Annotated in this window: 19 protein-coding genes; 12 read left to right on the forward strand and 7 right to left on the reverse strand. The window is 33.2% G+C overall.

The features are described from left to right. Nucleotides 1-377 precede the first annotated feature (377 nt). Together OEW74_RS16675 and OEW74_RS16680 are read right to left on the reverse strand one after the other, a co-directional pair. Nucleotides 378-848 (reverse strand): VanZ family protein, encoded by a 471-nt coding sequence (locus OEW74_RS16675; RefSeq protein WP_265429551.1) that lies wholly within the window; start codon nt 846-848, stop codon nt 378-380. A 191-nt stretch (nt 849-1,039) separates the two neighbouring features. After that, a complete protein-coding gene (locus OEW74_RS16680; protein ID WP_265429552.1) occupies nt 1,040-2,668 on the reverse strand; it encodes an acyl-CoA carboxylase subunit beta in 1,629 nt (542 codons plus the stop codon). Nucleotides 2,669-3,121: 453 nt separating this feature from the next. On the opposite strand from OEW74_RS16680, the gene OEW74_RS16685 reads away from it, so the two are divergent. The 3 genes from OEW74_RS16685 to OEW74_RS16695 are packed head-to-tail and all read left to right on the forward strand — an operon-like array spanning nt 3,122 to nt 5,880. Beyond that, nucleotides 3,122-4,000: a DMT family transporter gene (locus OEW74_RS16685; RefSeq protein WP_265429553.1), complete on the forward strand. Its 879-nt coding sequence runs from the start codon at nt 3,122-3,124 to the stop codon at nt 3,998-4,000. A gap of 13 nt (nt 4,001-4,013) precedes the next feature. Then, a complete protein-coding gene (locus tag OEW74_RS16690; protein WP_265429554.1) occupies nt 4,014-5,096 on the forward strand; it encodes a PorV/PorQ family protein in 1,083 nt (360 codons plus the stop codon). A gap of 25 nt (nt 5,097-5,121) precedes the next feature. After that, nucleotides 5,122-5,880 carry a hypothetical protein gene (locus OEW74_RS16695; protein WP_265429555.1) on the forward strand — a complete coding sequence of 253 codons (759 nt, stop codon included), beginning with the start codon at nt 5,122-5,124 and terminating at the stop codon, nt 5,878-5,880. An 87-nt stretch (nt 5,881-5,967) separates the two neighbouring features. Here OEW74_RS16695 and OEW74_RS16700 read toward each other — a convergent pair whose 3' ends face one another. Further along, nucleotides 5,968-6,537 carry a fasciclin domain-containing protein gene (locus tag OEW74_RS16700; protein WP_265429556.1) on the reverse strand — a complete coding sequence of 190 codons (570 nt, stop codon included), beginning with the start codon at nt 6,535-6,537 and terminating at the stop codon, nt 5,968-5,970. A gap of 286 nt (nt 6,538-6,823) precedes the next feature. On the opposite strand from OEW74_RS16700, the gene OEW74_RS16705 reads away from it, so the two are divergent. Continuing rightward, on the forward strand, nt 6,824-7,297 hold the full coding sequence (locus OEW74_RS16705) for an RNA polymerase sigma factor (protein WP_265429557.1): 474 nt from the start codon (nt 6,824-6,826) through the stop codon (nt 7,295-7,297). A 1-nt stretch (nt 7,298) separates the two neighbouring features. Beyond that, nucleotides 7,299-8,123: an anti-sigma factor gene (locus OEW74_RS16710; protein ID WP_265429558.1), complete on the forward strand. Its 825-nt coding sequence runs from the start codon at nt 7,299-7,301 to the stop codon at nt 8,121-8,123. A 57-nt stretch (nt 8,124-8,180) separates the two neighbouring features. Here OEW74_RS16710 and uvrC read toward each other — a convergent pair whose 3' ends face one another. Together uvrC and OEW74_RS16720 are read right to left on the reverse strand one after the other, a co-directional pair. Further along, nucleotides 8,181-9,974 (reverse strand): excinuclease ABC subunit UvrC, encoded by a 1,794-nt coding sequence (uvrC, locus tag OEW74_RS16715; protein ID WP_265429559.1) that lies wholly within the window; start codon nt 9,972-9,974, stop codon nt 8,181-8,183. Nucleotides 9,975-10,062: 88 nt separating this feature from the next. Continuing rightward, complete coding sequence (locus tag OEW74_RS16720; protein WP_265429560.1) at nt 10,063-10,824, reverse strand: hypothetical protein; 762 nt, start codon at nt 10,822-10,824, stop codon at nt 10,063-10,065. Between the two features lie 182 nt (nt 10,825-11,006). Here OEW74_RS16720 and hutH point away from each other — a divergent pair, with 182 nt between their 5' ends. From hutH to OEW74_RS16735, 3 genes are read left to right on the forward strand one after another with little or no spacing between them, the layout of a single operon-like run. Next, a complete protein-coding gene (hutH, locus tag OEW74_RS16725; protein ID WP_265429561.1) occupies nt 11,007-12,497 on the forward strand; it encodes a histidine ammonia-lyase in 1,491 nt (496 codons plus the stop codon). 9 nt (nt 12,498-12,506) lie between these two features. Continuing rightward, nucleotides 12,507-12,989 carry a DUF2059 domain-containing protein gene (locus OEW74_RS16730; RefSeq protein WP_265429562.1) on the forward strand — a complete coding sequence of 161 codons (483 nt, stop codon included), beginning with the start codon at nt 12,507-12,509 and terminating at the stop codon, nt 12,987-12,989. A 2-nt stretch (nt 12,990-12,991) separates the two neighbouring features. Continuing rightward, on the forward strand, nt 12,992-13,438 hold the full coding sequence (locus OEW74_RS16735) for a GNAT family N-acetyltransferase (protein ID WP_265429563.1): 447 nt from the start codon (nt 12,992-12,994) through the stop codon (nt 13,436-13,438). 189 nt (nt 13,439-13,627) lie between these two features. Here the strand turns inward: OEW74_RS16735 and OEW74_RS16740 are convergent, their stop codons facing one another. Then, nucleotides 13,628-14,386, reverse strand: coding sequence for a TIGR03915 family putative DNA repair protein (locus OEW74_RS16740; RefSeq protein WP_265429564.1), 759 nt, complete (start codon nt 14,384-14,386; stop codon nt 13,628-13,630). 110 nt (nt 14,387-14,496) lie between these two features. Here OEW74_RS16740 and OEW74_RS16745 point away from each other — a divergent pair, with 110 nt between their 5' ends. Beyond that, a complete protein-coding gene (locus OEW74_RS16745) occupies nt 14,497-15,621 on the forward strand; it encodes a P1 family peptidase (protein WP_265429565.1) in 1,125 nt (374 codons plus the stop codon). A gap of 7 nt (nt 15,622-15,628) precedes the next feature. Here the strand turns inward: OEW74_RS16745 and OEW74_RS16750 are convergent, their stop codons facing one another. Then, nucleotides 15,629-16,885, reverse strand: a complete 1,257-nt coding sequence (locus OEW74_RS16750) for a putative DNA modification/repair radical SAM protein (RefSeq protein ID WP_265429566.1) — start codon at nt 16,883-16,885, stop codon at nt 15,629-15,631. Nucleotides 16,886-17,083: 198 nt separating this feature from the next. Here OEW74_RS16750 and OEW74_RS16755 point away from each other — a divergent pair, with 198 nt between their 5' ends. The 3 genes from OEW74_RS16755 to OEW74_RS16765 all read left to right on the forward strand — a co-directional run bounded on the left by OEW74_RS16755 (nt 17,084) and on the right by OEW74_RS16765 (nt 20,037). Further along, on the forward strand, nt 17,084-18,412 hold the full coding sequence (locus tag OEW74_RS16755) for a hydroxymethylglutaryl-CoA reductase, degradative (RefSeq protein ID WP_265429567.1): 1,329 nt from the start codon (nt 17,084-17,086) through the stop codon (nt 18,410-18,412). Nucleotides 18,413-18,578: 166 nt separating this feature from the next. After that, complete coding sequence (locus OEW74_RS16760; RefSeq protein ID WP_265429568.1) at nt 18,579-19,649, forward strand: hypothetical protein; 1,071 nt, start codon at nt 18,579-18,581, stop codon at nt 19,647-19,649. Nucleotide 19,650: 1 nt separating this feature from the next. Further along, nucleotides 19,651-20,037 (forward strand): DUF423 domain-containing protein, encoded by a 387-nt coding sequence (locus OEW74_RS16765; protein ID WP_265429569.1) that lies wholly within the window; start codon nt 19,651-19,653, stop codon nt 20,035-20,037. The last annotated feature ends 111 nt before the right edge of the window (nt 20,038-20,148 follow it).

The raw sequence follows: 20,148 nt of genomic DNA on the forward strand, positions 1-20,148 counted from the left end.
TCTGTAACGAATAATCTTATCTAAAACAGTAGTTTCTATTTTTTTTGCAGATTTTTATTTTCTTTAATTTCAAAATATGTTATGATAGCAAGCTCATTTTAGAATTTGAAAGATTTAGTTAAGTAAATTTTTGAATGAAAAAATTACTAAAAACTCTGTTTATCTTCCATCTTTATTGTATACTTAATTTCTTAGCCAGGATAGAAGCGGTTACCCCAGAACTTGCGTTGGAGAGTTGGATGCATTTAGAGATGGAAAAGCAACGGCGTGAGGAGTATGAGCGGATAGCCGGAAGAAGCTTCTAAGAAATATATTTATTAAACTAAATTATTTCAACGTCACATAAAAATATATTTACAATACCTTAAAATTTACATTTAAGAAGCAGTTACAGTAGAATCTTTATTTTCTAATAATTGAAAATGAAACTGAATATTCGCAATATTTTTCCAGGTTGCATATTTAAATAGAAAAAAACCGATTAGCATTCCCAAAGTATTTAAAAAAACATCATCTATATCTGCAACGCCCCTTCCAGTAATATACTGTGCTGATTCGATCATACTTATAGCAATTAAAAAAAAGAAAGTAATTGGGATAAAATGGTTGAATTTTTTGATGAATAATCCCAGCCAACCAAACGGACTAAACAAGAATATGTTTCCGAAAATATTAATAATAAAAGCCTGATTGTCTATATTATTATCATTAAAAAAATGCTGAATAGTAATAAACGGCTGATGCTGAATATAAGAAATTTCAGAAGGTTCTCTTCCGGATGCATAAAACATCATGTATAATAAAACGACGGTATATAAGGCAATAAATACTGCAAAATATCTTTTCATAGGTTTCCTTTTGGGATTAGTAATTAAAAAGAGGTTGTAGTGCTTATTAGTTTTTAGATATATTATGTTAACAAAAATCTTACCTTAATAGTATGGTGTTTTGAAACTTTATAATTCTTTAGGATTATTTAACATAATATAAAAAACCCCACTTCTAAAAGTGAGGCCAAATATTGTAAAATCGAGTAAAATCACACTTGAATTACTCCCAAATTGAACTTTTCAGTAATCGGAGAGTGATTGGCTGCTTCAATCCCCATAGAAATCCATTTTCTGGTATCGATAGGGTTGATGATTGCATCAGTCCACAATCTTGAAGCTGCGTAAGTTGCTTCCGTCTGTTTTTGATATTTTTTTGTGATGGTATCTAAAATTTCCTGGTGCTCTTCTTCAGTAATTACTTTTCCTTGTTTTTTCAAAGTAGATTCTTGGATCTGTGCTAAAACTTTCGCTGCCTGAGCTCCTCCCATTACAGCTAAATCTGCCCAAGGCCAAGCTACTATTAATCTCGGATCGTAAGCTTTTCCACACATTGCATAGTTTCCGGCACCATAAGAATTTCCTGTTATGATCGTAAATTTAGGAACAACAGAATTAGAAACTGCATTCACCATTTTTGCACCGTCTTTAATGATTCCACCGTGTTCTGATTTTGAACCTACCATAAATCCTGTTACATCTTGTAAAAAGATCAAAGGAATTTTTCTTTGGTTACAGTTTGCAATAAATCTCGTCGCTTTGTCGGCAGAATCAGAATAAATTACTCCACCAAACTGCATTTCGCCTTTACCGCTTTTTACCAATTTTCTTTGGTTGGCAACAATTCCTACAGACCAACCGTCAACTCTTGCCGTTGCACAGATAATACTTTTACCGTAATCTGCTTTGTATTCTTCAAATTCAGAATTATCAACAATACATTTTATAATTTCTAAAGTATCGTATTGCTCTGCTCTGGAAACAGGCATAATTCCGAATATATTATCTATTTTTTCTTTAGGAGGAAAACTTTCTATTCTGTCGAAACCTGCTTTGTCATAGCTTCCTACAGATTTCATAATATTTTTAATACGGTCTAAAGCATCTTTATCGTCTTTAGCTTTATAATCGGTAACTCCAGAAATTGCACAATGCGTTGTTGCTCCACCTAAAGTTTCGTTGTCAATAGTTTCTCCGATTGCAGCTTTTACCAAATAACTTCCTGCTAAGAAAATAGATCCGGTTTTATCCACAATCATCGCTTCGTCGCTCATAATCGGAAGATAAGCACCACCTGCAACACAGCTTCCCATTACTGCTGAAATCTGAATAATTCCTGCAGCGCTCATTTTAGCATTATTTCTAAAGATCCTACCAAACATTTCTTTATCAGGGAAAATTTCGTCCTGCATCGGTAGATAAACTCCTGCAGAATCTACCAGATAAATAATTGGAAGTCTGTTTTCCATGGCAATTTCCTGCGCTCTCAGGTTTTTCTTTCCTGTAATTGGAAACCAAGCTCCAGCTTTTACCGAAGCGTCGTTTGCTACAACTAAACATTGCTTTCCGGAAACATATCCCATTACAACCACAACACCACCACTTGGGCAACCGCCGTGCTCTTCATACATTTCAAAACCTGCAAAAGCACCAATTTCTATGGAATCTGAATTTTTATCAAGAAGATATTCTATTCTTTCTCTTGCCGTCATTTTTCCTTCGTCACGAAGTTTCTGAAGTCTTTTTTCGCCACCGCCTTTTTTAATTTCTGTAAGCAAACGATTGATTTCAGATAATTTTAATTTATTTTGATCTTCTCTTTTGTTAAATTCAATATCCATGAAATTTATATTTTAATCTGGCTAAAGATACTATTTTTAGAAAAAGTGATAAAATATGTTTATTTTATTTTAATGATTTGGTAATCAGAAAATTATGATATTTTTAACAAATGATATGTTTTTTTTGGTGCATATTTTGCTAACTTTACAGTAGAGTAATAGGAATGAAAGTTTCTATATAAATACTCTAAGTTCCTAGTTTATTTTTTTAATAGTTTATTATTTGAAGGCCCTGAAAGTTTTATAGATTTTCAGGGTTTTTGGATTCTTATACTCATTTCTGTTAGTTCTTTAATATCCAAATTTTAATATTGAGAAGCTAAATTAAATAAAAACTTATCCTTGACAAGAAAGTTGATGTTATCATTAGAAATAATGATACTCATCTTATATTTTTTTAAATTTAATGAAAAGCTATTTGTAAATTTGTCTGTTTAAAATTCAGAGGATCTTATGCAGAAATTAGCACTTTTCAGATTACATTTAATTGTCTTTTTATGGGGATTCACAGCAATTTTAGGTAAACTGATTACCGCAAATGCCCAAATTCTTGTTTTTTACAGAATGCTTTTTGCTGCGATATTTCTTTATGCATTTATAAGAATTTATAAAAAAGAGAGCATTAAAGTTTCAAAAAAACTATTCTTTCAGTTATCGGGAGTTGGTTTTTTTATGGCGCTGCATTGGTACTGCTTTTTTTATTCGATAAAAGTTTCCAATGTTTCTATTGCTTTAAGCTGCCTTTCGTTATCTACTTTGTTTGCCTCAGTTTTGGAACCGATTGTTTTTAAACGGAAAGTTGATATTTCTGAAGTGGTGATGGGAGCGGTGATTGTAGCCTGTATTTTACTTATTTTTAAAACAGAGTTTCAGTACAAAGAAGGCATTTTTTACGGAGTTTTGTGCGCAATTTTCGGAACCGTATTCTCAGTTTTTAATGGAAAACTTTTCGGAAAAACCAGTTCAGGAAATATTATTTTCTATGAAATTTTTTCAGGATGGTTTATTTTAATGCTATTTTATTTGGCAACAGGACAAATCATGCAGATGGATGAAATAAATTATAGAGATCTTGCGTTAATAGGCTTGTTGGCAAGTGTATTTACAGCGTATCCTATGTTTGAATCTGTGAAGCTGATGAAATATATTTCGCCATTTACTTTAATTTTAACAGTTAATTTAGAACCAGTTTACGGAATTATACTAGCTTTTTTTATCTTTGGAGAATCAGAACACATGAGCCCGGTATTTTATGTTGCATCTTTGGTTATGATTTTGGCAATTGTTGTAAATGCGCTGATAAAAACTAGAAAACAAAAAAACATTAACTAAGCATCTATTCTACATGATGAAAAAATATCTATTATTAGTATTTTCCCTTTTATTTGGGTTTTCTCAATCTCAGATTATCAGAAAATATTCCAATGAATTTTTAAATATCGGAGCCGGAGCCAGAGGAATCGGGATGGGAGGTGCCGTAATGACAAGTCAGGACGATGTATACTCACCAATGTGGAACCCTGCAGGTTTGAACGGAATTACAAGAGATTGGCAAGGTGCGGCAATGCACGCAGAATATTTTGAATCTATCGCAAAATATGATTATTTGGCTTACGCAAAAGTTTTGGAAACAGGAGTTTTCGGAGTTTCTGTTGTTCGTTTAGGGGTTGATAATATTTTAAATACAACTCAGCTAATCGATACGGAAGGAAATATTGATTACGATAAAATTACGAAGTTCTCACAGTCAGATTATGCCGGAATTATTTCTTATGCATTCAATCCTGGAGGAAATCCGAAGTTGGATGTCGGTGTAAATGCTAAAATCGTTTACAGAAATGTAGGGAAATTTGCAAACGGATATGGTTTTGGTTTTGATGTGGGTGCTATTTATAAAGCAGATAACGGCTGGAAATTTGGTGGGGTTCTTCGTGATGCTACAACTACCGTCAACTTCTGGTCTGTCAATCAAAAAGAATTGTCTACCATTGTAAACGGTGAAGAATTTAACCCTGCTCCAACCGATAAAATGGAATTGACAATGCCAAAGCTAAATGCAGGAGCAAGTAAATTATTTAATATTAACAGCAGTCTGTATGTTTTACCGGAAGCAGGAATCAATGTAGATTTTGCTAAAACGGCTGCTCTTCTTTCAACAGATTTTGCAAGTATCACACCTTATGCAGGAGCTGAATTGGGATATCAGAAAATGATTTTTGTGAGATTGGGAGTTAACAGATTTCAGTCGATTACCGATATTGAAGATCTTCAGAGAAAAGTTTCTTTTCAGCCGAGTGCAGGTATCGGAATCCGTTACAGAGGTTTAACACTTGATTATGCCATCAGTAATTCCGGAATCGGAGGTTCTAATTTTTATTCTAATTTCTTCTCATTAAAACTAGATATGGGAGAATTTAGAAATGATTAATTATTATTTTATTTAAATAAATTGTATGAAGAAGTTATCAGTCTTAATATCATCTTTTTGTGTAATGCTTTCGTATGCACAGAAAGTTTCAGATTATAAATATGTAGTCGTTCCGTCAGCTTTTGAAAGTTTTAAAAAAGACAATTACGGACTTAGTGCGTTTTTAACTAAAAACTTAAAATCTAAACAGTATACAATAATTTCTGAAAATAGAGGTCAATGGCCGGAAGAAGCCAATGTCAACCCATGTAGTGTTTTGAATGCAAATGTTTTGAATGATAGTGGTTTTCTAAGAAATAAAGTTATTTTAGAACTTAAAGACTGCAACAGCAAAGTAGTTTCTTCTGAAAAAGGAAGTTCGTCAATAAAAGAGTTTGAAGAAGGTTTTCAGGATGCTTTGTCTAAAGCTTTGATCAATATTCCTATCTCAAGACCTGTTGAAAATCCAACTTTGAAACAGGAAGTTCAAGTTGTGAAAGAAACAACACAGGAAACTCCTAAAGTAAGCGAACAAAAATCTCAGACTTCAAAGGCAGAAAAATACAGCAACGGAAAATTAAGTCTTCAGAAAATTCAGATTGATGCCGCTCAATTTATTTTGGTAGACGGAAACAGTTCTGTTCCTTTTGCTACTTTCAAAGAAACGACCAAAAAAGATGTTTTCAGAGTTAAATTAGGTTCAGGCGAATCTACAACAGGATATTATGAAAATGGAAATTTAGTAATTGAAATTCCGAAAAGTAACGACGAATATTCTAAAGAAGTATTTGCTCCAGTAAAATAGCTTTAAAACTTTTCCAGAAAAATATAAAAAAGGCTTACCCGAAAATTTCAGGTAAGCCTTCCTTAAAATAAACCATAAAAACTAAAATTAAGGCATCAACACCGTATCAATTACGTGTATCACACCATTTGACTGATTAACATCTGCAATCGTAACTTTCGCTTTGTTACCTTTTGCATCGGTAACGTATAAATCTTTTCCTTTTGTCCAGAATGTAAGTTCTTCACCTTGTACTGTTTTCATCATTGCTTTACCGTTTCCTGCTTTTACCGCTGCCCAAACTTGTTTTGCGCTATATTTTCCGGGTAAAACATGATACGTAAGAATTTTTGTAAGCATTGCTTTATTCTCTGGTTTTACCAAATTTTCAACCGTTCCTGCAGGTAATTTTGCAAATGCTGCGTCGGTAGGAGCGAAAACGGTAAATGGACCTTTACTTTGCAATGTTTCTACTAAACCTGCAGCTTTTACTGCGGCAACCAATGTCTTGTGGTCTTTAGAATTTACTGCGTTTTCAATAATGTTTTTCGAAGGATACATTGCTGCTCCACCTACCATTACTGTTTTTTCTTTCATTTGCTGAGCAGCTGCATTTCCACTGAATGCGAATGATAAAGCCACCACTCCAAATACTGCGATTTTTGATCTTGTGTTCATTTCTTTAATTTTTTAAATTATTATTGAGTAAGTATTTTTGTTTGTTATCATCATCTACGAAGATCAGTTTCGTTTAGATTTAAGAATTTAAATTTTAACAATAATTAACTGTAATGGATTATTTTTTAATCAAATCTGTGTGGTATGTAATTTTTAAAAGTTTTTTCTCATTATTTATTTTATTTTATTACATTTGAAATGAAAAATATTCACCATAAAAACAAACTATTCAGAAGAAGAACTTATCGTTTTACTGAGACAGAAAAACGAAGCTGGTTTTCATCACTTGTATGATAACTATTCTGGTGCGTTGTATGGTGTAATCCTCAGAATTGTTCAGTCTAAAGAATATACAGAAGAGATTATTCAGGATGTTTTTGTGAAAATCTGGAATTCCATTCATCAATATGATGCTACGAAAGGTAGATTTTATACTTGGATGATTAATATTGCAAGGAACACGGCAATTGATTATCTTAAATCTAAAAGCTTTCAAAATCAACTTAAAAACCAACCCATACCAGATTTCGTATATGAGAATGCGGAACTTACAACCACCAATAATTCAGATTTTATTGGGTTTAATAAAGTGCTTGAAAGTTTGGAGTCTGATAAGCAGGAACTCATTGATCTTGCCTATTATCAAGGATTTACGCAGAGTGAAATATCAGAAAAACTGAATATGCCTTTAGGCACTGTTAAAACAAAAATGCGTAATGCATTGATTAAATTAAAAGACTTGTTAAAAGATTATCAATAAATTGGATAGTAAAGAATACATATCATCCGGAATTCTAGAATCTTACATTCTAGGTCTTGCTTCTCCCGAGGAAGCAGGTATTTTGGAGTGTGTGATGAAGAATAATGCTGAAGTAAAAGCCGCTTACGAAGAAGCGCAGAAAACTTTCGAGATGCTTGCAACAGCGCAAGCAGTAACGCCACCCAATGATTTAAAATCAAAAATCTGGGATAAAATACAACTTGAACAGGAAGTTGTTGATGAAAAACCTGTAGTTTCGATTAATCATGTTGAGCCAAAAGTGGAAGTTCAACAGTCGAGACCAGAAATAAGAACTGAAAAGAATAACAACTGGAAAAACTATGCAGTTGCAGCATCAGTCTTGTTTTTGGTTAGTATTGCCGGAAATCTCTATTGGATGAACAGTCAAAAAGAGATTAAAAATGAAATTGCTATTTTAAAATCTGAAAAACAGGCTCATAACCTTGCGATGCAAAATTTAGAACAAAAATTGCAGGTTACTTCCAATCCGAATATGCTTAAAATTGTTTTGGCAGGCGTTGAAAAACATCCCGAGTCTAACGCTGTGGTATATTGGGATAAAACTTCCAAAGATGTTTATCTGACTGCAAATAGTTTGCCAAAAGCTCCTGAAGGAATGCAGTACCAACTTTGGGCAATTGCAGACGGAAAACCAGTGAGCGCAGGAATGTACACTGACGAAAAAGATGCTAAAATAGCTTTGGCCAATATTCCGAATGCACAAGCTTTTGCGATTACTTTAGAAAAAGAAGGCGGAAGCACAATTCCTACCATGGAAAATATGTATGTAATGGGAGGAGTTTAAAACTTTTCTTTAACAATAAATTGAAAATCTCTTATCGACGATAAGAGATTTTTTGTTTTATTCAGCATTGAAAAATTCCCAGATTACTTTTGCTTTAGATTTTCCTAAAATTTCTTCTAAAGTTTCTAGGTTGGCTTCTTTTATTCTTTTGACTGATTTTAGTTTAGATAAAAGCAATTCGATTGTTTTTTCACCCACCCCCGGAATTTCTTCAAGCTCAGATTTTATCGTAGAATTGGTACGTCTTGTTCTGTGATGTTTTACGCCAAAACGGTGAGCTTCATCACGTACCTGCTGTAAAATTTTAAGCGTTTCAGATTTTTTATCGAGATATAAAGGAATAGGATCTTCGGGAAAGAAAATTTCTTCCAATCTTTTGGCAATTCCCACAATGGTAATTTTTCCGTAAAGACCAAGAAGTTTTAAACTTTTTACAGCAGAAGATAACTGTCCTTTTCCACCGTCAATCAGAATTAATTGGGGTAAACTTTCGCCTTCCTCCAACATTCTTTTGTAGCGTCTGAAAATGACTTCCTCCATGGTTTTAAAATCATCGGGGCCAATAACTGTTTTAGGATGAAAAATTCTGTAGTCTGCTTTGCTCGCTTTTCCGTTTTTAAAGACAACACATGCCGAAACCGGATTGGTTCCCTGAATGTTTGAGTTGTCAAAACCTTCGATATGCCTTGGTTCTACAGGCATTCTCAGAAGTTTTTGCATTTCTGCCATTATTCTGTTCGAATGTCTTTCAGGATCTATGATCTGTACCTGTTTTAATTTTTCTAAACGGTATTCTTTGGCGTTTTTTTCAGAGAGTTCAACGATTCTTTTTTTATCACCAACTTTCGGAACAATCAGCTTTACATTAGGAATTTCAAGGGTTAAATGAAAAGGGAGTAAAACTTCTTTCGAATCAGAATCAAATTTTTGGCGGATTTCAATCAAAGCTTCTTCCATGATCTCTTCATCGGTTTCTTCAAGCATTTTCTTGATTTCTGTCGTAAAACTTTGAATAATATTTCCGTTTCTGATCTTGAAATAATTAACATAAGCCGCAGTTTCATCGCTCGTCATTCCGAAAACATCTACATCATCAATATCCGGATTTACTACCGTATGTTTTACCTGATAATCCTCCAGAATATCAAGTCTTTCTTTGATGAGCTGAGCATTTTCAAACTGAAGATTAGATGCATATTTCGTCATTTGATTAATCAGATATTCTTTTGCTCTTCGGAAATCTCCTTTTACAATCCCACGAATCGCATCGATTTTTTCGTCGTAATCTTCCTTGCTTTCCAAATCTTCACAAGGTCCTTCACAGTTTTTAATATGAAACTCCAGGCAGACTTTGTATTTTCCTTCTTCAATTTTTTTCGGAGATAAATTTAAATTACAGGTACGAAGTTTATAAATATGTTTAATCGTATCCAACAAAATCTTTGCAGGACGAACTTTTGCGTATGGTCCAAAATATTCTGAACCGTCTTTTATTTTATTTCTTGTAAGAAAAATCCTTGGAAAATCTTCATTTTTAATACAAATCCACGGATAAGTTTTATCATCTTTCAACATCACATTGTAGAAAGGCTGATGTTCTTTAATCAGATTGTTTTCCAATAAAAGAGCGTCGTATTCACTGTTGACAATCGTGGTTTCAAGGCGATTTATTTTTCCGACCATAATTCTGGTACGGTACCCGGAAAGCGTTTTGTTGAAATAAGAAAGTACTCTTTTCTTTAGGTTTTTAGCCTTTCCTACATACAGCAGATTTTCGTTTTTATCATAATATCGATAAACGCCGGGTTCTGAAGGTAAAGTTTTAAGCTGTAATTCTAAAGACGGATTCATATCACAAAATTAAGCATTCTCAATGTATTTTAAACCAACAAAAAAAGCTGCAGAAATTCTACAGCTTCAGATTATGATTAAAATAATTTTATCCGTTTGTCATTTCGGTGTATTTGCTTACTAAAAAGCTGAAATAATCCCATTCTACAGATTTTTTAGGATATTTTTTCATGAATTCTGCATTGTCGCCAAATAAGAAATCGTAGTTGTCTTCAAAATCATCTTTGTGCAGCCACATTACTTTGTCGCCTTTTTTCACGTAATATGATTTAATAACTCCGCCTCCTAATTGAGGTCCGCCAAAAGAAACACCACCGGTTTCTTTAGCTCTTGGATCATAATAAACAGAGATAATGTCGCTGAATTCGGGATTGATAAGCTGCATCAAAAATTCTTTATCATCTTTTTTATTCTTTAAAGAAACGGTTTGATTTACAAAGTGAATGTTTTCGCCGGATGTATTTTTTGTCAGTTTTTTGGTTCCGAAGTTTCTGATGTTTCCAAAATATTTTCCAACTTTTGCAATCTTTTCGACATTGCTTGGATAAATGTACATCTCGCTTACATTTTCAGCATTAAAAGTCATCTGCTTTTTTGTTGCGCTGTCTTTAATGGCAATTTCGTAGATCTGTCCTTTTTTAGAATCAACTTTACTGCAATATCCTTTGTTTACAGTTCCGTCTTTCATGATAATGGTAGATATTTTCTTTGGAGATGGAATATTGAATCCTTCATTGAAAAGATAGGTTTCCATTTTTTTGATGTCTTCCTTAGAATACTTCACTTTGTCTTGAGCGAATGAGAACGCACTCGTCATAGAAAGTGCCAATAATAGAGCTTTAAATTTCATAAATATTAGTTTAATTATTTCGGTAAAAATAACTAAATAATTGATGATTTGATAAAATATTTTAATGATGTCAAAGTTTTTTATAAATCGGAATATTGTCTTATTTAAGGATACCATATTTTACTTTAATAGGCTTTTTAAGTATGATTCAAAATGTGTATTTTTAGGCAAATTTTTTTGAAATGATATACGGTATAGATACTTTCAGTTTTCACGATGTTTTGGAAATCTGTAAAGACCCAAATAAAGCTACATTAAATAAAGAAGCGAAAGAGCAAATTTTAAGATCTCAGAATAATGTAAAACAGATCGTAGAGTCTGATCGATGTGTTTATGGGATCAATACAGGATTCGGACCACTTTGTGATACTAAGATCTCAGCTGATGAAACGGCGCAGCTTCAATACAATTTAATTATTTCTCACGCAGTAGGAGTAGGAAAACCGATTGATAAAGAATTTTCAAAAATTATGATGATTGCGAAAGTTCATGCTTTGTCTAAAGGTTTTTCGGGAGTTTCTCTGGAAGTGATCGAAAGATTTATTCTGATGCTTGAAAAAGATATTATTCCTGTAGTTCCGGAGCAAGGTTCTGTGGGAGCTTCAGGAGATTTGGCTCCCTTATCACATTTAGTTTTACCACTTTTAGGACTTGGGCAGGTTTGGGTAGGAAACGAAATTTTTGAAACGGCTGAAATTTTAGAAAAAAACAATCTTGAACCATTGGTTTTAGGACCGAAAGAAGGTTTGGGATTAATCAACGGAACGCAGTTTATTCTGGCTCATGCGATAAAAGGTTTAGAGAAATTTGAGTATTTATTAGACTTAGCAGATATGACTGCTGCAATGAGTCTTGAAGCATACAGAGGTTCAGCAAGTCCGTTTAAAAAAGAACTGCACGACATTAGACCGTTTGAAGGAAGCAAAAAAGTGGCGGCAAGAATGCTGAAATTTTTAAAGAATTCTGAAAACCTACAAGCTCACGAAGAGTGCGAAAGAGTACAGGATCCTTATTCGATGAGATGTGTTCCTCAAGTTCACGGGGCGAGTAGAAATGCTTTTGAACATCTTAAAATGATGGCCGAAACGGAATTGAATTCTGTAACTGATAATCCGATCGTTTTAAGTGCTGAAGAATCTATTTCAGGAGGAAATTTTCACGGACAACTGATGGCAATGCCTTTAGATTACGCAACTTTGGCTGTAGCTGAACTAGGAAATATTTCAGACAGAAGAAGTTATTTATTATTAGAAGGAAAATACGGTTTACCAAGATTATTGACAGAAAGCTCAGGTTTAAATTCGGGATTTATGATCCCGCAATATACTTCTGCAGCATTGGTTACTGAGAATAAAACACTTTGTTTCCCGGCTTCTGCAGATTCTATCCCGACAAGTTTAGGTCAGGAAGATCATGTTTCGATGGGAAGTATTTCAGGAAGAAAATTCAATCAGGTTCTTGGGAATTTGGTGAATATTTTAGCTGTTGAATTAATGTTTGCAGCTCAAGGTTTAGAATTCAGAAGACCTGCAAAATGCTCAAAAATCATTGAAGAAAACTTTACCATTCTTCGTTCAAAAGTTGATAAACTGGAAGATGACCGATTGATCGGAAAAGATATGTTGGCTATTGCAGAGCTGATTAATGATAGAAAGTTTGTGGTGAATTTTTAATTGTAAAAAATGAGAAAATTTTTTTGTATTAGTTGTTTTTTATTTTCTGTTTTTTCTTATTCTCAAACAAAACATGATAAGATTAAAGAGCTTATATCGTTGAGTGGTGCTTTTAAACTTTCAAAGGAGATAGAAAAAGATGTACTCTTAAATTTTAAAAAAAGATATACAAATATTCCTGATTCTGTTTGGTCTTCATTAGAACCTAAAATCAATATTGATGATTTAATTAACCAAGTAATCGGTATTTATGGAAACAAATTCACAGAGAAGGAAATTGATGAGCTTTTGACTTTTTATAATTCGGAATTAGGGCAAAAATTTATTAAAAACAGCCCAGATATTATGACTGAAGTACAAAATGCTACAGCTGATTGGGCTAAAAATATAAATGATTTGGTTAATAAAGATTTAGAAGACAAAGGTTATTTACAATCACCTCCACCGCCTTCTCCAAATCCACCAGCTCCTATGATTCCAAAAAAGAAATAACAATGCAAATCTTCAGAACAACTTCAGAAAATATCGATTTTCAAAATTTAGTCAAAAAACTAGACGCTTATCTAGCAGAAATGGATGGTGAAGATCATGCTTTTTATGATCAGTATAATAAAATTGATTTGCTGAAAAACTGTATCGTTATTTTTGAAAATGAAAAACCGGTTGCTTGCGGAGCAATAAAATCGATTGACGAAAGCACAATGGAAGTCAAAAGAATGTTTACACTTCCTGAATATCGTGGAAAAGGTTTGGCAGCATCAGTTCTAAAAGAATTGGAAATCTGGACAAAAGAATTGGGTTATGAAAAAGCAGTTTTAGAAACAGGTAAAAAACAGATAGAAGCTGTTGCTCTTTATAAAAAATGCAATTACACTATTATTCCAAATTACGGGCAATATGCAGAAATTGAAGACAGTGTCTGTTTTGAGAAAATTTTATAAAAATATCAATAGAGTCGGGCTTTAGCCCGACTTTCTTTTGTGATATGAATTTGGCTTTCACCAAAACTTTTTCTTTCTTTATTAAGAACAGCTCCGGAGGAGCGATACCTTTGTAGATAACAGTAAAACCAACAATTAGAACTCCGTAGGAGTTCAATCTTATCCAATGTTTTTTTAATAAAAAATTATTTACCATTTCTCCGTCAAATATTTCCAATATCGTTTCGGGACATGCTGAATGTGCAATTTTGTATTTTTTCTTTCTTTAATATTGGTTTTGGTAAAATAACTTTGCCAAAGCGTCTGGTATTTTTTTTCTTCTTCGTGAAATTTCTGCTGATATTGGTTTAGGTCTAATTTTTCGTCAGGATAAAAGAATTCGCAATTTTCCAAGTCATAAAATAACCCATAATGCCTTCTCAAATCATAGATCATCCATTTTTGGTCTGCATAACGGTCTTTAAAATGTTTTCTGATTAAAGGTAAAACATTAAAATCAGGATCTATTTTCGCAAAATAAATATCATCCTGCATTTTTTCAAACCGTACAAAAGCTGTCATTCTGTGTCTTTCTCTGCTTACAGATTTGCATATTTTTGAAATTTTCAAAATATCATTATCTGCAAAATTTTGTAATATATTTTCTTCAGGATGTTTAATAGACTGTTTTACGGCGGATAAAATCAATTTTTCCATTTCCTGATCTTCTGAAAGAAAAACCTGTAATAATTGATGGATTCCCGACTTCCCAATATTTTGTTCTAATTTATTTAAAACGCGTTCAGATTTTTCCTGTTGAGTGATGACTTCATGAATTTCTGCAAACATATTTTCCTGCTGGAAATTTTCTCTATTAAAAATTTCTACATCTTGATAACGATATTCAAAAACTTCAAATATCGCTGTGAAAAGTCCATCGAAACTGCCATCGTATAGGATTGTTGTCATTTTAAAAAAAATAAAACTTCTAAAAAGAGATACTCAATTAAAATTTATATTTAATATTGTTATTCAAATGTACAAATACTAAAAAATTACCTTAATATAATTCAGATAAAATGTTGAAAAAAATAATTATTTCATTACTTGTTGTTTTATTCACTGGTGTGCCTGCTCAAAAAAGAATTCGCGAATTGGGATTAAAACCGGGAGTTTTACAACCAGGTAAACAAAATAGTATTACAGATGTTGCTGGTGTTTTGGTAGGACATAAGACAATATTTAAAGGTGAAAATATAAGAACAGGAGTTACAGCTATCATACCACACAGCGAAAATCTTTTTCAGCAGAAAGTGCCTGCTGCTATATTTGTTGGTAATGGATTTGGGAAACTAGCAGGATTTACTCAGGTAATGGAATTAGGAAATCTTGAAACTCCAATAATACTTACAAATACTTTAAATGTAAGTACGGGAATAAATGCTTTAATTAATTATACTCTTCAGCAAAAAGGGAATGAAAAAATTCAGTCTGTAAACGCTGTCGTAGGAGAAACAAATGATGGATGGCTCAACGATATTCGTGGTCGGCACGTTCAAGAAAGTGATGTGCTGGAAGCAATTCAAAAAGCCAATACCTTAGTTGGAGAAGGAAATGTTGGAGCTGGTACAGGTACAACATGTTTTGGTTTCAAAGGTGGTATAGGTACTTCATCCCGCAAGCTTCCTCAAAGTCTAGGTGGTTATACTGTTGGAGTTCTTGTTCAGACCAATTTTGGGGGCATTTTACAAATTGATGGTGTTCCTGTTGGAAAAGAAATGAAAAAGTTTTCATTTAGTAATCAATTATTGAATAATGTTGATGGTTCTTGTATGATTGTTGTGGCGACAGATGCTCCTTTAGATAGTCGTAATCTGGAAAGATTGGCGGCACGAGCAATAATTGGAGTAGGGAGAACTGGGGGAATAATGTCTCATGGAAGTGGGGAATATGCAATTGCTTTTTCAACAGATGTAGAATCTAGAATTCAACATCAGCCGGAAGGTTCGGTGAAGAATATTCCAAATCTGCATAACGATTATACATCACAATTATTTCTTGCCGCCATTGAAGCAACAGAAGAAGCAATATTAAACTCTCTTACAATGGCAACTACGGTGAAGGGAAATGAAGGACATCTGGTTGAATCAATTCCTTTAGATAAATTAATGGACTTGTTGAAAAAATATAATCGTATTCCTTAATTCGTGTTTAAAAAAGCGTCAATTGCTGCGAAAACTGATTCTGAAATTTCGACTGACTTCCGCCAATGATCAACTTCCTTAAATTCAAATCAGTCAAATGTTTTAAAAATGGATTTCCATAGGTAAAATCAATAAAATATTTTGCACGATTTACAGCGGCTCCTAATTTTTTAAGATGATCGATATTCAAGATCTGAAATTTTCTTGCACTTACAATTTTCTGTGCAGTTTTCACACCAATTCCTGGAATTCTTAAGATCATTTTATAATCTGCAGTTTGAAGATTGACAGGAAACTGATCCAAGTGTCTCAAAGCCCAGCTTAATTTCGGATCGACTTCCAAATCCAGAAAAGGCATATTAAAATCTAAAATTTCATCTGCTTTAAAACCATAAAAACGCATTAACCAATCTGATTGATACAAACGGTTTTCTCTTAAAACAGGAACTTCTGAAGTTATTGCCGGTAAACGATTATCGACTGTAACCGGAATGTAACCCGAATAATAAACCCGTTTCATTCCGTAATTTTTGTAAAAATGATCGGCAACTTTAATGATTTGTAAATCGTTTTCGTTGGTTGCTCCCACAATCATTTGTGTAGATTGACCAGCCGGAGCAAATTTCGGAATGCTTCTGATGATTTTCTTTTCATCTTTATATTGCTGAATTCCTTTTTGAACAATCCTCATTGGCTGAAGCATATCTTCACGATTTTTATCCGGAGCTAATAATTTTAAGCCAGACTCTGTCGGAATTTCGAGATTGACAGATAATCGGTCTGCGTAAAGTGCTGCTTCATTCATCAAATCATCACTTGCTCCCGGAATTGATTTCAAATGAATATATCCGTTGAAATTGTGTTCGGTTCGCAGTTTTTTGGCAACCCTTACCAGACGTTCCATCGTTGTATCGGCATCTTTGAAAATTCCTGAACTTAAAAATAGACCTTCAATATAATTTCTGCGGTAAAAACTGATGGTTAAATCAACCACTTCTTCCACGGTAAAAGCAGCACGTTTAATATCATTCGATTTTCTGGAAACGCAATAAATGCAATCGTAAATGCAATGATTGGTCAAAAGGATTTTGAGAAGAGAAACACAGCGACCATCTTCAGTATAAGTGTGGCAAATTCCACTTGCTGAACTGTCGCCTAAACCACCGTTGTTTTTTCTTTTTCCGCCGCTTGATGAACATGAAACATCATACTTCGCCGCATCTGCAAGTATTTCCAGTTTCTCTTTTATGCGGTCAAAATTCATTTAAATAAATATTTTAAAATTGGAAAATTCAGTAAGATTTTAAGCAAAATTAAGTCCAAAATTGAGAAAAGTCAGTGTTTTTAAAACAAACTTATCCACATATTTCCAAAGCAAAATTAGTATATTTACGGTCATTAAATTTATGAGTGAAATCGTAAAAATTACGATGACATACAAGACATAAAAAATATTATCCATATGAATCATAAACCGGTAGAAGGTTTTTCTAAATTAACCAAACAGGGAAAAATAGACTGGCTTGTTAACGAATATCTCGAAGGAAACCAGGATTATCAAAATATACTCAATCAATATTGGAACGAAAATGCAGATTTACAGAAACTTCACGATGAGTTTTCTGAAAATACAATCTCCAATTTTTATATGCCTTACGGAATTGCACCTAATTTTTTAATCAATGGAAAATTATTTGCTTTGCCAATGGCGGTGGAAGAAAGTTCGGTAGTTGCGGCGGCTTCAAAAGCAGCAAAATTCTGGATCGATAAAGGAGGTTTTAAAACGACCATTATTAACACCGAAAAATTAGGACACACGCATTTTATCATCGATGTTGAATCTCACAAACTGCAACATTTTTTTAATTTCAATTTAAAGAAAAAACTGTTTGAGGCAACAGAAGCGATTACGGCAAACATGAGAAATCGTGGCGGTGGAATTTTAGATATAAAATTGATTGACAAAACTTCTGAAATGCCCAATTATTATCAGCTGAAAGCAAGTTTTGATACGGTAGATTCTATGGGAGCCAACTTTATCAATTCATGTTTGGAGCAGTTTGGAAAAACGTTGAAGCAGGAAATTGTCATCAGTGAAGATTTTACTCAGGAAGAGAAAAATTCTTTGCAGATCGTGATGAATATTCTTTCCAATTTCACTCCGGATTGTGTGGTAAGAGCGGAAGTTTCGTGTAAAATTGAAGATTTAAAAGACGACAGTGGAATTTCAAACGAAGAGTTTGCGAGAAAATTCAAACAGGCAGTTACGATTGCTGAAATTGAACCTTTCCGTGCGACGACTCACAATAAAGGAATTATGAACGGCGTTGATGCTGTAGTTATTGCAACCGGAAATGATTTCAGAGCAACTGAAGCTTGTGCGCATGCTTATGCTTCAAAAGACGGAAAATATTCTTCGTTGACGCATTGTACAATTGATAATGGAGTTTTCAGATTCTGGATCGATCTTCCGATTTCTGTAGGAGTTGTGGGTGGTTTGACGAATCTTCATCCTTTGGTAAAATTCTCTTTGGCACTTCTTGGAAAACCTTCTGCTCAGGAATTGATGAGTATCTTGGCGGTTTCAGGATTGGCTCAGAATTTTGGAGCGCTTCGTTCTTTGGTAACTACGGGAATTCAGAAAGGTCACATGAAAATGCATTTGTTGAATATTTTAAACCAGATGGGAGCAACAGAGGAAGAAAAACAACATTTTGTGATGTATTTTAAAGATAAAACAGTGACGCATCACGAAGTTATCAACGAATTTAACAGATTAAGAGAAAAATAATGATACAAATCATTTTGGCTGTTTTATTTGTTGTGTTTGGATTCTTTCTTAAACAAACAAATCACCCCGGTTTTAGAGGTTCAAAAAAATTTTGGAAGATGTTTGTTATTTTGGGAGGTGTAATCTTGCTTAGCAGGTTGGTTTCATATTTTTTACATCCTTTGTAGTGAAAAAGAAATTTTTATTCTTCCTTTTGATTTCCGGTTTAAGTTTTTCGCAACAGAAAAATTTAAAAATAACTGATTTACAACCTAAATCTGAAGATTTTGCTTTCCCTAAAGTTTCGTATGCTGAAAAACCTTTGGTTGAAAACAAAATCAATACATTCTTGCAGGTCAATCAGCTTGAATATATTCCCGGTTCAGTAGGAAGTCCTTCTAAATTGGTATCTACAGGAAAAACTTCTTACTCCAACTACGTTTATTTTTATAGTTGGGAAAAACTGGAAACGCCTAAAAATATTTTAAGTATTGCCATTAATGGAGAAGCTTCAGGAGCCTATCCTGAAGGTTTTGATATTTGGAAGAATTTCGATTTGAGAACGGGAAATGTAATCAACGCTAAAGATTTATTTCAACCTAATTCAATAAAAACTGTTGAAGGTTTAATTCAGAAAAATATTAAGAAAGAAGTCAATGATTTTCTTGCAGCATTAAAATCTGAGAAAAATCCTTCGGAGGAAGTTTTAGACCAAATCGCTATTTATGAAGATTGTTTTACCAATTTTACTTTAGATGGGATTGAATATTATTTTGCAAAGGATAAAATCAGATTCATTGCCGGAAGATGTTCTAATCATGCGATGAGAGCGCTAGATGAATTGGGAAGTCATGTTGTGGAATTTCCTTACCAAGATTTGGAAAAATATTGGAGCTCGTATGCAAAGAATTTACTCTCAGGTTCTGAAAAAGTTGATAAAACAAGTCTTGATAATAAGCTGTATCATGGAAAAATCGACGGAAAATATCCAATTACTGTTTTGATTGATAAAATATATGATGATGGTTCTTTTTCTGCAAAATATTGGTACGATAAAAATAAAAAACTGATCGAGTGGAACGGTAAATTAAAAGGTAACCATATTTCTATTATTGAAAATGATTATTACAGCGAAGAAACAAATCAGTGGATTTTCAGAGCGTTGGTTGAAGCAGATTTACAAGGGAATAAGATCTCCGGAACTTGGCAGGATCATAAAACAAAGAAATATTTAAAACTAGAATTAGAAGAATTATAAAATGAAAACAATTACTTTAGTCTTTGGTGCCGTTTACGGAATGTTATCCGTAATTTTAGGTGCTTTTGGAGCTCATGCTTTAAAGAAAATTTTGTCTGTGGAAAGACTTGAAAGTTTTGAAACAGGAGTAAGATATCAAATGTACGCTGCGTTCTTTTTGCTGATTGCAGGATATATTTTAAAATTTGACACTTCATCTCAAAAATGGATTTCTATTCTGATGATTGTAGGAACAATGCTTTTTTCTTTCAGTATTTATTTTTTAAGTCTGCAGGATTATTTAGGAGCAAACCTTAAATTTTTAGGACCAATTACTCCACTTGGAGGATTGTTTATGATTTTAGCTTGGTTAATGCTTATTTTTTATTTTGTGAAGAATAAGATTTAATTATAAAAAATTCTTTGACTTCGCTCAGACTAACACTGTTAAATATTACATGTAACGCGTTGTGCATCTTGTAAATATCTTTAATGATCGGTATTTAAAGTTGTATTTCTT

Origin of the sequence: Chryseobacterium sp. YIM B08800 (assembly GCF_026163565.1) — a bacterium.
Taxonomy (GTDB): domain Bacteria; phylum Bacteroidota; class Bacteroidia; order Flavobacteriales; family Weeksellaceae; genus Chryseobacterium.

Coding starts and splice junctions, on each gene's coding strand:
- uvrC (WP_265429559.1), bottom strand. CDS start 9,974: ATGAATCCGTCTTTAGAATTACAGCTTAAAACTTTACCTTCAGAACCC.
- OEW74_RS16730 (WP_265429562.1), top strand. CDS start 12,507: ATGAGAAAATTTTTTTGTATTAGTTGTTTTTTATTTTCTGTTTTTTCT.
- OEW74_RS16745 (WP_265429565.1), top strand. CDS start 14,497: ATGTTGAAAAAAATAATTATTTCATTACTTGTTGTTTTATTCACTGGT.
- OEW74_RS16700 (WP_265429556.1), bottom strand. CDS start 6,537: ATGAACACAAGATCAAAAATCGCAGTATTTGGAGTGGTGGCTTTATCA.
- OEW74_RS16765 (WP_265429569.1), top strand. CDS start 19,651: ATGAAAACAATTACTTTAGTCTTTGGTGCCGTTTACGGAATGTTATCC.
- OEW74_RS16720 (WP_265429560.1), bottom strand. CDS start 10,824: ATGAAATTTAAAGCTCTATTATTGGCACTTTCTATGACGAGTGCGTTC.
- OEW74_RS16735 (WP_265429563.1), top strand. CDS start 12,992: ATGCAAATCTTCAGAACAACTTCAGAAAATATCGATTTTCAAAATTTA.
- OEW74_RS16750 (WP_265429566.1), bottom strand. CDS start 16,885: ATGAATTTTGACCGCATAAAAGAGAAACTGGAAATACTTGCAGATGCG.
- OEW74_RS16755 (WP_265429567.1), top strand. CDS start 17,084: ATGAATCATAAACCGGTAGAAGGTTTTTCTAAATTAACCAAACAGGGA.
- hutH (WP_265429561.1), top strand. CDS start 11,007: ATGATATACGGTATAGATACTTTCAGTTTTCACGATGTTTTGGAAATC.
- OEW74_RS16690 (WP_265429554.1), top strand. CDS start 4,014: ATGATGAAAAAATATCTATTATTAGTATTTTCCCTTTTATTTGGGTTT.
- OEW74_RS16695 (WP_265429555.1), top strand. CDS start 5,122: ATGAAGAAGTTATCAGTCTTAATATCATCTTTTTGTGTAATGCTTTCG.
- OEW74_RS16680 (WP_265429552.1), bottom strand. CDS start 2,668: ATGGATATTGAATTTAACAAAAGAGAAGATCAAAATAAATTAAAATTA.
- OEW74_RS16675 (WP_265429551.1), bottom strand. CDS start 848: ATGAAAAGATATTTTGCAGTATTTATTGCCTTATATACCGTCGTTTTA.
- OEW74_RS16740 (WP_265429564.1), bottom strand. CDS start 14,386: ATGACAACAATCCTATACGATGGCAGTTTCGATGGACTTTTCACAGCG.
- OEW74_RS16685 (WP_265429553.1), top strand. CDS start 3,122: ATGCAGAAATTAGCACTTTTCAGATTACATTTAATTGTCTTTTTATGG.